The sequence below is a fragment of the Flavobacterium qiangtangense genome (assembly GCF_042658345.1).
GTDB classification, from domain to species: domain Bacteria; phylum Bacteroidota; class Bacteroidia; order Flavobacteriales; family Flavobacteriaceae; genus Flavobacterium; species Flavobacterium qiangtangense.
Genome location: NZ_JBHSQB010000018.1, coordinates 1 through 11,591 on the forward strand (window position 1 = coordinate 1; position 11,591 = coordinate 11,591).

The 11,591-nt window shown below is 32.6% G+C and carries 13 protein-coding genes; 4 read left to right on the forward strand and 9 right to left on the reverse strand.

All coding sequences use genetic code 11. The features are described 5' to 3' along the window. Positions 1-144: 144 nt before the first annotated feature. The 6 genes from ACFPVY_RS15730 to ACFPVY_RS15755 all read right to left on the reverse strand — a co-directional run bounded on the left by ACFPVY_RS15730 (position 145) and on the right by ACFPVY_RS15755 (position 4,753). Complete coding sequence (locus ACFPVY_RS15730) at positions 145-747, reverse strand: tetratricopeptide repeat protein (RefSeq protein WP_379793094.1); 603 nt, start codon at positions 745-747, stop codon at positions 145-147. 172 nt (positions 748-919) lie between these two features. Continuing rightward, positions 920-1,720, reverse strand: a complete 801-nt coding sequence (locus tag ACFPVY_RS15735; RefSeq protein ID WP_379793095.1) for a hypothetical protein — start codon at positions 1,718-1,720, stop codon at positions 920-922. A gap of 183 nt (positions 1,721-1,903) precedes the next feature. Continuing rightward, complete coding sequence (locus tag ACFPVY_RS15740) at positions 1,904-2,599, reverse strand: nuclease-related domain-containing protein (protein WP_379793096.1); 696 nt, start codon at positions 2,597-2,599, stop codon at positions 1,904-1,906. A gap of 89 nt (positions 2,600-2,688) precedes the next feature. After that, positions 2,689-3,297, reverse strand: coding sequence for a hypothetical protein (locus ACFPVY_RS15745; RefSeq protein WP_379793097.1), 609 nt, complete (start codon positions 3,295-3,297; stop codon positions 2,689-2,691). A gap of 195 nt (positions 3,298-3,492) precedes the next feature. Continuing rightward, the gene (locus tag ACFPVY_RS15750; protein WP_379793098.1) at positions 3,493-3,996 is read right to left on the reverse strand and encodes a hypothetical protein; all 504 of its coding nucleotides are present in this window, start codon (positions 3,994-3,996) and stop codon (positions 3,493-3,495) included. Between the two features lie 277 nt (positions 3,997-4,273). Then, positions 4,274-4,753: a hypothetical protein gene (locus ACFPVY_RS15755; protein ID WP_379793099.1), complete on the reverse strand. Its 480-nt coding sequence runs from the start codon at positions 4,751-4,753 to the stop codon at positions 4,274-4,276. A gap of 418 nt (positions 4,754-5,171) precedes the next feature. Here ACFPVY_RS15755 and ACFPVY_RS15760 point away from each other — a divergent pair, with 418 nt between their 5' ends. Beyond that, a complete protein-coding gene (locus ACFPVY_RS15760; RefSeq protein WP_379793100.1) occupies positions 5,172-5,519 on the forward strand; it encodes a nuclear transport factor 2 family protein in 348 nt (115 codons plus the stop codon). Between the two features lie 35 nt (positions 5,520-5,554). Here the strand turns inward: ACFPVY_RS15760 and ACFPVY_RS15765 are convergent, their stop codons facing one another. The 3 genes from ACFPVY_RS15765 to ACFPVY_RS15775 all read right to left on the reverse strand — a co-directional run bounded on the left by ACFPVY_RS15765 (position 5,555) and on the right by ACFPVY_RS15775 (position 8,179). Continuing rightward, a complete protein-coding gene (locus ACFPVY_RS15765) occupies positions 5,555-6,145 on the reverse strand; it encodes an HD domain-containing protein (protein ID WP_379793101.1) in 591 nt (196 codons plus the stop codon). Positions 6,146-6,287: 142 nt separating this feature from the next. After that, positions 6,288-7,310, reverse strand: coding sequence for a hypothetical protein (locus ACFPVY_RS15770; RefSeq protein WP_379793102.1), 1,023 nt, complete (start codon positions 7,308-7,310; stop codon positions 6,288-6,290). Positions 7,311-7,336: 26 nt separating this feature from the next. Further along, entirely contained in the window at positions 7,337-8,179 is an 843-nt protein-coding gene (locus ACFPVY_RS15775) for an AbaSI family restriction endonuclease (RefSeq protein ID WP_379793103.1), read from the reverse strand. A gap of 242 nt (positions 8,180-8,421) precedes the next feature. On the opposite strand from ACFPVY_RS15775, the gene eno reads away from it, so the two are divergent. The 3 genes from eno (at position 8,422) to ACFPVY_RS15790 (ending at position 11,534) form a co-directional block, all read left to right on the forward strand. Beyond that, positions 8,422-9,714 carry a phosphopyruvate hydratase gene (gene eno, locus ACFPVY_RS15780; protein ID WP_379793104.1) on the forward strand — a complete coding sequence of 431 codons (1,293 nt, stop codon included), beginning with the start codon at positions 8,422-8,424 and terminating at the stop codon, positions 9,712-9,714. 160 nt (positions 9,715-9,874) lie between these two features. After that, positions 9,875-10,417: a HugZ family pyridoxamine 5'-phosphate oxidase gene (locus tag ACFPVY_RS15785; RefSeq protein WP_379793105.1), complete on the forward strand. Its 543-nt coding sequence runs from the start codon at positions 9,875-9,877 to the stop codon at positions 10,415-10,417. A gap of 322 nt (positions 10,418-10,739) precedes the next feature. Continuing rightward, positions 10,740-11,534 (forward strand): hypothetical protein, encoded by a 795-nt coding sequence (locus tag ACFPVY_RS15790; protein ID WP_379793106.1) that lies wholly within the window; start codon positions 10,740-10,742, stop codon positions 11,532-11,534. The last annotated feature ends 57 nt before the right edge of the window (positions 11,535-11,591 follow it).

Sequence of the window (11,591 nt, forward strand, 5' to 3'; positions counted from 1 at the left end):
CCGGCAGACAAAAGTTAGCAGCCGATTTTACCAACAAGCCCTGTTACGGAAGATTGAAATCGAGAAAAAATTACATATAAACCTAATTCAAAGTTGTTGATAACTTACGGATGCTTTACATAGGAACGGCTGTTGTGTGCAGTGCTATTCTCCATTTTTCCACAAACTTATTAATTCAGCTTTAGTTTTCAACTTATATTCTTTAACGTAATTCTGAACAATTTCATTTCCTGGAAAATCATTCCGTAACTTTTCCATTTCCACTTTTGCTTGATTTAAGTTTTCGTTTGCTTCTAACGCTGAAATATATTCAATTCTAAAATTGAAATCTTGATTCATATCTTTCTGCTTCAATATTTCTTGGTATTTACTAAGTCCCAATTTATAACTTTCTTGAGCTTTAATTTTATTACCTTTAATTTCAAGAAACAATCCTCTTTGGATTCTCCATATTGGCTGATTTGGTCGTAACTCAATTATTTCCAAATTGTTTTGTAATAATCCGTCAATGTCTTCTTTTGCAGATAAGAAAATTGTTTTTGATTGATAAGCCGAAAAATATTTATCGTCAATTCTAATTGCTTCATCAATTAATTTTAAAGCTTTATTATTTTCAATTGAATCTTTGTAGAAAGATTTTGCACCAATTTCATTTGCTTTTTTTAGAAGTTCTACAGCCTTAATGTCTGGTTTATTTTGGCAACTTGCTAATTGTGAAAATAAAACAAGAAGTAAAAGTTTTTTCATAAAGTTCAATTTTCCTTGTAAGTTCTGAAGCATTGCACACAACGTTTCGCGTGTATGCGAAGTTGCGTAAAAAGGAGCAGAGTATTTTCTGCTACCGTGAACAAACTTAGTGAAAAAAGACATTCTTTTACCTGAAAACCAGCAATTTCGTCATAAACGCTGTTGTGCGCCGTTAACGGAAATTTACTAGACACTCTTTATTAATTGGGTCTTTCACAATGCTTGCCTCAACAAAATCTGTTTTTACTATTGTATTGAAACATTCTATTTCATCGTAAAAATTACCAGCAATGTGATTACATTCAGTGTAGCTTTGAGAGCAAATTGAGCATTCTGTTTTTTTAGCTATGCCTGTAACACTCATCCCATTTAATCTATTTTGTGCTACTCTTTTCTTGATTAATTTATCGGTTAAGATACCTTCAGCTTTTAATCCTTTATCATCTACGTGTAGCAAACACCATCCAACAATTTTAGGTTTATGTTCTAAAAAAATTGGAGTCGGATATTTTGAATTTGGCGAAATAATTTTGAAACTTGTTTGAAATCCATCTTTCAGTTTTTTCTTTTTTTCGACGAATTGTATTTGATTTTTTTTTGACTGACTCTTACCGTGACAATTATAAACGTTTGTTGAATTATCGACAGTGATGTTCACATTAGTAATGTTTGCTTTTGCTTTGTCTCCAAACTTATCTATAAATTTTTGTATTTGATTTGCAACAATAGTTGTAAAGACTGTAATAGGAATTCCGAACAATGCTACGTTAAGTGGATCGGCAAACAATTCTGCGAAACCTTTTCTATAAAGTATTTCGACTGGCGTAGCATCTTCTGGCGTGACAATGACATCGTACCCTTCAGTTCGCAAATATTTTATTAATATTAGCGTATCGCGAGTTATCAACTTTCTCTTTGGAAATCGACTTTCGTAAGGATTGAACGATTCGATCTTTATTACTTGTTTATTCATGGTATCTTATTAATGGCGCACAACTTATTAATATATAATATACACTTATACATATCCGTCTAATTCGGCTAGATATATACAATAGTCTAACAATACTACACAAAATATATTTCTTTTCCTACAAATGACGATTAAAGGAACTAAAATTCGATGAGAGGGATAAAAAGGTGTAAGGTTTTGGGTTCAGGGTTTTGGGGCTATGCTTCTATGTTCGCCAAATCTGTTTTTAATATTGGCTATATGCTTATTCATGATGTCTTTATTTTCTCCGTTTTTAACTGCGTTTTTTAAGAGATTCAGAATTTCTCTTTTATTGATGTAATTTGCGGGTTCATTTTCGTTTGTGATGTTTTTGATCACTTTTAAAACGTTGTGCTGTTTTACTATAAATGTTCCGTTGGGAATAAAAGATATGTCTTTAAATACACAATCGCCATAAAATACTAAAACGGAGTAAAAAGGGATGTTTTCAAATTGCGGTAGCTGTTTTTTTAAATCGAGAATGTGTTTGTTGTTTTGAAAAACAGGACTGTAGAACCGATATCTTTGTTTGCCATAGGCTAACAGTTGCGTCCATTTTGGTTGGTTTCCGTTGCCGAAAATCCATCCGCTGTATTTCTTTACTTCAAATACAATTATTCCAACTTTTGTGGGAACGACCAAATCAATTTGCGAATAACTTCCGTTGGCATTGGTGATATATAAATCGTGAAAGATGGTTTGAAAATGTATTCCAGATTTTAAAAGTTTTAAGACTAATTTTCTTTCTGTTTCTGTACCTCTGTGGTAATCGGTAACGCTCTTTAATAAATAATTGTTTTGGAGCCATGAAAAGAGTATGGTTTCAAATATTAAAATTATGAGAGTGATAAATACCATTGAGAATATTTTATTGTTAGACTCGAGGTTATAATAGTTTTAAAATTATATAGATTTTGGCACGAGCGGGACGCTCGCGCTAGCGGGTGTTAGTTGTAGTGTTTAGTTAGGTTTTTAAATTCGTCCCATTGTTTTTGTTCTGATAAGCAAAGAATATCAACGCTATTCAAATATCCTATTTTGTTGTTAATATAATAGTGTTTTATTACCACTTCGATTTCTTTAAATTCACAAGCATGATTTTGTTGAAATTGTATTTTCTGTTTTTTATTGTCGCTATATTCAATTAACAGATAATTTTTAGTGCCGTTAGATAGTCCATTTTCATACTGGCAATTTAATAAGTAATTTGTATTTCTAAGACCGATCCAGTCTATGCCTGTAATTTCAACTTTTTTTACTTTGTCAAGATTAATCTTTAATTCATTGATTTGAATATAGTCTTTCTCAAAAGAAAACTTTCCTGTTAATCTCCCTTGAAGTTGTTGAACACGATTACTGTTTTTAAGTTTTAAAGACAATCCTATGGAATAAAAAGCTAAAGCTATAAGTAATAATGAAGTTAAAAGTGTAGATTTTTCGATTTTCAAAATCAATGAAATGAAGATAATAATCAACACTAAAATTAAAATTACGAAATTGATAATATTAGTTCTTGTCCAAATAAATCGTTTTTCAAAAATTTTAAATTCTTTCAATTTTGTCTTTTTTTAATTACAGCTGTTTTTTTCTGCCGTTTAATGATATTACTGTTGATATATCGGGGGCTTTGCGATGGTGGGGCAATTTTGAAACCGAGTATTTTTCGCTAAAGATAAATTTCTTGCGAAACGTGGACGTGAATTTACTACAAAATTTGAAATCTTGACAGACGGCTTCTAGCGGTTGTTTGTTTAACTTATCCAGCCATTTAACGTTTTTATTCGTTTCCATTTTCCATCAATTTTTCTGTATAAGTATGTTCCACTTTGTCCTCCCAACATACAATTACAATCTTCAGTAATTTTAATAATCACAGATTGTTTGTCAGGAGAAACAATTGGTAAAGAAATTTTATAAAGTATTTCATATTGCTTATCACAACTTGGAATAATTTCAGAGTATTCCATTTTGTTTAATCTACGATTAAAATACTTAATCTTCTCCGCTTTGAATTTATGTTCCGTTTGAGTTAATTTTTGGAAATTTACAGATAGTTGCTCAAGAAAAGTAAAGTCGTTTAAATTGTTTTCGAAGATTTCAATTTTATTTGATTTATTACAAATTTTAAATAGAGCTAGCTCATCATCTTTGATAATTTCATTAAGTATTTCATATTTTTTGTTTTCGCTTGTAAAAGAAAACCAGTAGTAGCTACCAAAGATTATTACCAATAAAAATAAGATTTTTTTCTTCATATTTTAAAATACTATATTTTCCGTTTCAGTTCTTTAAAATAACCGTTAACTTGTTTATACATACTATACACTTATACATATCCGTCTAATTTAGCTGAATATATCTAATAGTTATACAATACTACTCAAAATACATTTCTTTTCCTATAAGTAACGATCAAAGAAATAAAACTCGTTGAGAGCGATTGAAGAGGTTTTGGGTTCAGGATTTTGGCGATATGTGTTTTGATTGCGTGCTCTTTTTTAGAAGGAAAATAGAAAAGAGGCTAGTTTTTAATCATCCCCGATTTTTTGAAGTATAAATGTTATCTACCGCTAAGAAGGAAAATATAACTCCTATTGCCAAAATAAAAGAGCGCACCCAGTTCATCGCACTCCATTCTGCTGATAGTCTTTTTAATGTTTCTGAATCAGGAATTGGGTCAGAAAACATCAGATCGGTTCTGGGATGAAAATAGGTGAAGGCTAGTACATCGCCGATTATATAGCAAAGCAAAGCGACTGCAAGTAGCAGTCTTGCTTTTTTAAAGTTTTTCCAAAATAAGGATATAGATAATAGCGTCAAAAGTTGCGATGCTGGCGAGAAAATTTTAAAAAAGTCGCCAGGATTGGCAAACCTAAAGTATTCTTTTCCGGCAATTATAGAATTAGGAATGTTACTTTCAGTTGCAACTGCAATTACCATTGAATTAAAGACATTTGCAAATAAAACGCCACTCGCAACAGCAACTGACATCAGAATAATTATCTTTTTCATTTTTTTTGAAAATTAAGATTTCATGATTTAGATTTAAGCTTCCTTTAGTTAGTTTCTGATTCGAAACTTGGTAAATTTTCTTTGCGACTTTTTAATTGGCTTATTACTTGCAAGTTAAGTAAAAACGTAATAAGAAATCCCGAAGTTCAAAATGTTTCTAAAAAAGAAAACGATCTATTGTATCAAACAAATAGTAAGCGACATTTTTGGCAAGAGTTAGTTGGTATTTGTTATTCTCTGCGAATGAACTATAAAGCAAACGAAGTTATTGAACCAAAAGTTGGTGGCGGGAAATCAATCTCAAAATACTTTATTTTGTGTAAACACGTAACAAATTTTATAAAGTTTAATTAACTGTTTGTAAAACCATTTGAAACTTTATTTTTATCTTTATTGTATTGATATAAAATGAATTACTATGGAAAATCAAGCGCTTTTTGATAAGGTTTTGACCACCTTTGATAACAATGATTCTGATGGTCTTTTAGATTTAATGACTGAGGATTTTGAATGGGATATGGTGGGCGAGCAAACAGTTAAAGGTAAGGAGCAGGTGCGCCAGATGTTTGCAAAAATGGACGGTTCAGAAATGATTTCGTGTACCAAAGATTTAAAATTACTTGACGGTAACAAAGGCGCGTGCCACGGAATCGTAAAAATGAAGAATGCTAATGGTGCCGTTTCTGAAATGTATTATTGTGATTTGTATGTTTTTGAGGGCGGATTGCTAAAGAAGATGGTGACGTTTAGTGTTAAGAAGGAGTAAGTTTTGAATGATGTTAAGGGTTCTTAGTTTGCAAATCACTTCTTTAAAATTCCTTTTTCGACGCTTTCGTTAATCAAGTTTTCGGCATACTCCCAGATGGTGGCTGAACCGTCTTTGATGGCTACTTTTTTGTCATAGACTTTTTGGTACGGGACGTTGAATTCTTTCCAGGTACCGCCGTTGTTAGAAGTATTTTGGAGTAACGGCTCAAAGCGATCCATGGTTTTGGCGAACTTTGCTTCGTCGGTTTTTCCATCTTCAAATTCTTGCCAGATGGCGATGAATTCTTTAGCTTGCTCTTCCGGCAGAAGTCCAAAGATACGCTGTGCGGCGAGCAGTTCTTCATCAGTGTTGGTGTGGTTTTTTATCGTGTCATAAATAAAAGTATCTCCGGCATCGATTTCTACAATGTCGTGGATCAAAACCATTTTCACGACTTTCAGCACGTCGATGGGTTTGTCTGAGTGTTCTGCTAAAACAATCGTCATCATTGCCAGATGCCAACTGTGTTCTGCGTCGTTTTCATGACGGTCGCTGTTGAAGAGCTTGGTCTTGCGCTGGATGTATTTTAGCTTGTCGATTTCTTTGATGAAGGCGATTTGTTGGAGGAGGTTTTCGGTTTGCATTTTTTGTAGTTTTTTGGAGATGCAATTTAGGGGAAATTTGGGTGGCATTTTTTGAAAGTTAAAAACCATTTAGGAAACTAAATGGTTTTTTGTTTTAGTCCAGTGGTGAGCATGATACTAGTGCTATCGATAAAATTTATTGTCAGTTTTTATTCAACAACCGTTTCTCTTTTTTAAATAGGTTAAACTTTGTAATGAAATCATCTTTAAAAATATTGATGTCAAAAAAAAGCCTCTCATTATAGTTGTTTGCAGAAAAATTTACAGCATATTTAAAAATATTATCATTTCCAAATATTCGCTTTTTGTAAAATGAGTTTGATATCGCCCATGTTTCGCACTGAAACATCATTAAATTTGTAATTCTGCTTTCTAAAACATCTTCATTGCCTTTAAAAAAATTGTTTATATAATTAATAACTTCTTTTTCTTCTGACTTTTTATAGCCCATCATAAAAACGGATTTGTTTTTATATGGAAATAAGTTGACAAAAATATCAATGACTTCTTCTTTATGTTTTCGATTCATCATTATATAAAATTGCAATTCCTCAGATGTTTCGTAATTATAGAAAGCGGATAAACATATCTCTTTATATTCAATTTCTCGTATTTTGAAAACAAAGGATTCTGTGTTATTGTTTAAGTCATTCCAAATTAGATTTTCCGTTCTTACAATATCTTCTAGTCCAAGATTGTCTGTAAATGATTTTTCTTTTAGTATTTCTATGTCAAATTTGTCAGAATGATTATCAGTAAGACATTGATAAACATCGATATTTACAAGTTTTCGGAATTTTTCATTATATATTGTTCTCAGGGTAAATAATAATCGATTTTTGTAATTTGTGAAATCTATATCGGCGGTTTCTATATTCTTAAATAATTCTGTGTCATGATTGTTGCAGAAACAATTAAATGAAAACGCTTCCTTTAGGCCTACTCTGTTAAAAAATATATTTGGTTCGCGAAATTGGTTGATTTCTAGCTGCATGACATGACTTTCTTCAGCTATTGTCGATAAAATACCATTTCGTTGTAAAATATGAGAGTTTATTGACTTTTCGTTACAACCTGGAACAAAACAGTATTTAATTTTTTTTATAGCCCGTGCCTTGCAATCTTGAAAAGCTTTTGCAACTAGTTTATTTTGATTGACTTTCATTTTTTTATTAGCTTTAAAGACTCTGATTATAGTATTGGTTGGTAAGTTTTTACCTTTGAAGAAATTCTTTTCCAGACTAGTCCATTATCATTATTGGTCGAATTTCTATCGAGTGAATATTCACCTTTGAATCTATACATTACATCACCTAACGGACTTTTTACTCTAGCAAACACAATTCGATCTTCTTTTGGTTTATGAAGTATATTTATTGTATGACTGGGATTGTTTATGCTTTTTTCAATGATAAAATCGTTATCATCAGAAATTTTGTTATCCCAGTCCGAATTCGAATAAAGTTTTGGAAACCATATTATTTTATTGCTTTCTCTTGGATGTCGAGTAGCAGCTTTTTGTAAACCTTTATAATTGTGTCCAAAGCAATTTGCTGCAAGAAAAGAGTTTTTAAAAGCGACATCATCTTTTAGTTCGATAAACCCTTTTGAAATATAAAAAGTAGGATTCTGCTCTAATTCTATATTCCATTCTTTAAATGATATTGTGGATGATTTGGCAGTTTTAATAATTTCAACTATTTCTTGGATTTGAAAATTTACATGTTCTATACCTACTTTAGTGTCGACTCTAAATATTTTATGATTGGTAGCATTTATAATGTCGGCTTCACGTAACAAATCTTGTTCTATTTGGTTTAAATGATGGGGTTCGTCAACTTCAATATGGATTCCTAGTTGCGGAAAATACATATCTGTTAGCGCACGGCCAGATGGGCGTATTACATATTGTTGAGTTGAGAATTTGATAGATAAATCATCTAGTTGATGCCATATTCTAGAAATAACATAATGTTCAAAACGCTTCCTCTCTGTTCTTGCAAGTTGTCGAGTTATGTAGTTTAATTTTTTCATAATTATTTAAATTTATTTATATACTATATTTAGGCATTTAACCTATAAAGTAAAGTATATTTTCTCACGAATGATGTCGGTTTGATTAAAATCTAATAAATTTAAAATTACAGTAAATTCTGCCCCCTAAATCGTTTGCGTTTATAAGTTTTTAAAAAAATAACGCATTCGCTTTTTAAAATCCTTAAATTTGTTTTTCGTTCAAAAAAAGCAAACAAATAGTATCAAATAAATAAAACAAAATGAGCATAATTATTAAAGTTCACGCAAGACAGATTCTGGATTCAAGAGGAAACCCAACAATTGAAGTTGATGTAGTTACAGAACATGGCGTTCTTGGAAGAGCGGCTGTGCCTTCTGGAGCTTCAACTGGAGAGCACGAAGCTGTTGAATTAAGAGACGGTGGAAAAGCATTCATGGGTAAAGGAGTTTTGAAAGCGGTTGAAAATGTAAATATCAAGATTGCTGAAGAATTATTGGGAACATCAGTTTTTGAACAAAACTTGATTGACCAAAAAATGATTGACTTGGACGGAACTCCAAACAAATCTAACCTTGGAGCCAACGCTATTCTTGGTGTTTCTTTGGCAGTAGCTAAAGCAGCGGCGAACGAATTAAATATGCCATTGTACCGTTATGTGGGTGGTGTTTCTGGAAACACGCTTCCGGTGCCAATGATGAATATCATCAACGGTGGTTCACACTCTGATGCGCCGATTGCGTTTCAAGAATTCATGATCATGCCAGTAAAAGCAAAAACGTTTACACACGCGATGCAAATGGGAACGGAAATTTTCCACAACCTTAAAAAAGTATTGCACGACAGAGGTTTGAGTACTGCTGTGGGTGACGAAGGTGGTTTTGCTCCAAACTTGGCTGGCGGAACAGAAGATGCTTTAGATTCTATCAAATTGGCGGTTGAAAACGCTGGTTATACTTTTGGTGATGATGTAAAAGTAGCTTTGGACTGTGCTGCTTCTGAGTTTTTCGTTAACGGAAATTACGACTACACAAAATTTGAAGGAGAAACTGGAAAAATCCGTTCTTCAAAAGAACAAGCTGAATATTTGGCTGAATTGGCTTCAAAATACCCAATTATTTCTATCGAAGACGGTATGCAAGAAAACGACTGGGACGGTTGGAAATACCTTACGGAACTAGTTGGAGACAAAGTACAATTGGTTGGAGATGATTTATTTGTAACTAATGTAGAGCGTCTTAAAAAAGGAATCGATCTTGGAATCGCAAATTCAATCTTAGTAAAAGTTAACCAAATTGGAACTTTAACTGAAACTATTGCAGCAGTAAACATGGCGCACAACGCGGGTTACACGTCTGTAATGTCACACCGTTCAGGAGAAACTGAAGACAACACAATCGCTGATTTAGCTGTAGCATTAAACTGCGGACAGATTAAAACGGGTTCTGCTTCACGTTCTGACCGTATGGCAAAATACAATCAATTGCTTCGCATCGAAGAAGAATTGGGAACAACAGCTTACTTTCCTGGAGAGAATGCTTTTAAAGTGAAATAATCTCTTTTTATATTTTATAGAAACCCTGCCAGAGCATAAAACTTTCGCAGGGTTTCTTATTTAGAATAATTCTTAAAAAACTGCTTTCTATCATAGTTTTTTAAAAACGACTGTCGTAACTTTCGGGCTTCAATATTTTATATAATTTAAAGTTAAAGATATGAGTACCACAGAGTCAAATCAGTCACAAGTTAAGCCAAAAGCACCAAAGGTTATGGAATTGGTTGAAAGCACGCAATCGTTGATTTTAGCAACAGTTGATGCAGACGGAAATCCAGTTTCAAGTTACGCGCCATTTGTTCTTATCGACAAAAGTTTTTACATCTATGTTTCGTTCATGGCAAAACATACTAAAAACCTTCAAGATCGCAAAAAAGCATCCATTATGTTTATCGAAGACGAATCAGCTTCAAAACAGATTTATGCAAGAACGCGTTTGACAATCAACACTGACGCAGTTTTAGTTGAAAAAGAAACCCCGCTTTTTTCACAGGCTTTAACCGCTTTAAAAGACCGTCACGGAAAAGTCGTTGACATTCTTGCTGAAATGACAGATTTCGTTCTTTTTGAATTAAAACCGCAAAGAGGTGCTTATGTAAACGGTTTCGGAAGCGCTTATTTCATAGATTCAAATCTTCAAGTTATCGAACAAAACACAGGCGAACAAGGCGGTCACGGTCATGGCGCTCCACAAAAGAATTAAAATTTACCACCTATATTTTAAAGAAGCAATTTCGTAAAGAAGTTGCTTTTTTTTTGAAGCTATTCCTGCTTTTCCTTACAAGCTTTTTTGAAAAACTATTTTTTTGTACGAAGAAAAATGAGCTTCCTCTGGTCGCTATTTTTCTCCAACAAAAAATATAGTTTTTTCAAAAAAGGCTTTCCAGTTCAATCAGGGCTATTGACGCAGCTTGAACTCACAGATCCTTGACAATTTCTGCTAAAAACTATAAATTTCTCATATAATTTTGAAATTTGTAGATAATTACTTACCATTGCGTGTTATAACCTAACCATAAAACAAAATGAAAAAAACATTCTTTTTTCTAGCTGCACTTGCAACAGTTTCTTTAACATCGTGTTCAAGCGATGATAGCGATTCATCAAATCAAAACCCAGATCCGTCAACTTCTGTTTTGCCAAAAAGAGTGGTTTGGGAACAACAAGATCCAGACGGATTTAATTATGACATCACTTACACTTACAACGGGAACAAATTATTACAAGGAAATTATACAAACGGTGACAAAGAAAAATTCTATTACACCGGAGATTTAATTACCAAAATTGAATATTTATACGATGGTCAAGTTGATGCTCAAGAATTATTCGAATATGATTCAAATAACAGATTGGTTACTTATAAATATCAAGATTTAGAAGATGGTTACCAAGAAAGAAGTGTCTTTGTTTACAACACAGGTGATACAATTACTGAAAGTTATTATTCTGAAACAATGACCAGCCCATCTTCAACTGCCACCGTAAGGATTTTGACTTTTGCGGACGGCGAGATGACAAAAATCGTACAGCAAGGTTTTTCAACATATAACTATACTTATGATTCAAAAAACAGTCCGTTTAAAAATGTAACTGGTTATGCAGCTATTGCGTATGCGGCACACGGCGATTTTGAAACAGAAGGGAAAAATCAAAATATTTTGTCTATTGTGGATCAGACAAATAATTCAGCTTATATGACAAATACTATTCAGTATAACGCAAACAATTATCCAACAAAAATAACATCGGTTGCTATTTTAGATTCTAATTATCCAAATACAACTGACGAATTAGTTTTGAAATATTTCTATGAATAGTCTTTTCTGAAATTTTTCAAAGAAGCCGATGCACTTTGTATCGGCTTTTTTATTGCA

Coding starts and splice junctions, on each gene's coding strand:
- ACFPVY_RS15755 (WP_379793099.1), bottom strand. CDS start 4,753: ATGAAAAAGATAATTATTCTGATGTCAGTTGCTGTTGCGAGTGGCGTT.
- ACFPVY_RS15775 (WP_379793103.1), bottom strand. CDS start 8,179: ATGAAAAAATTAAACTACATAACTCGACAACTTGCAAGAACAGAGAGG.
- ACFPVY_RS15790 (WP_379793106.1), top strand. CDS start 10,740: ATGAAAAAAACATTCTTTTTTCTAGCTGCACTTGCAACAGTTTCTTTA.
- ACFPVY_RS15740 (WP_379793096.1), bottom strand. CDS start 2,599: ATGGTATTTATCACTCTCATAATTTTAATATTTGAAACCATACTCTTT.
- ACFPVY_RS15760 (WP_379793100.1), top strand. CDS start 5,172: ATGGAAAATCAAGCGCTTTTTGATAAGGTTTTGACCACCTTTGATAAC.
- ACFPVY_RS15770 (WP_379793102.1), bottom strand. CDS start 7,310: ATGAAAGTCAATCAAAATAAACTAGTTGCAAAAGCTTTTCAAGATTGC.
- ACFPVY_RS15785 (WP_379793105.1), top strand. CDS start 9,875: ATGAGTACCACAGAGTCAAATCAGTCACAAGTTAAGCCAAAAGCACCA.
- ACFPVY_RS15765 (WP_379793101.1), bottom strand. CDS start 6,145: ATGCAAACCGAAAACCTCCTCCAACAAATCGCCTTCATCAAAGAAATC.
- ACFPVY_RS15730 (WP_379793094.1), bottom strand. CDS start 747: ATGAAAAAACTTTTACTTCTTGTTTTATTTTCACAATTAGCAAGTTGC.
- ACFPVY_RS15735 (WP_379793095.1), bottom strand. CDS start 1,720: ATGAATAAACAAGTAATAAAGATCGAATCGTTCAATCCTTACGAAAGT.
- eno (WP_379793104.1), top strand. CDS start 8,422: ATGAGCATAATTATTAAAGTTCACGCAAGACAGATTCTGGATTCAAGA.
- ACFPVY_RS15750 (WP_379793098.1), bottom strand. CDS start 3,996: ATGAAGAAAAAAATCTTATTTTTATTGGTAATAATCTTTGGTAGCTAC.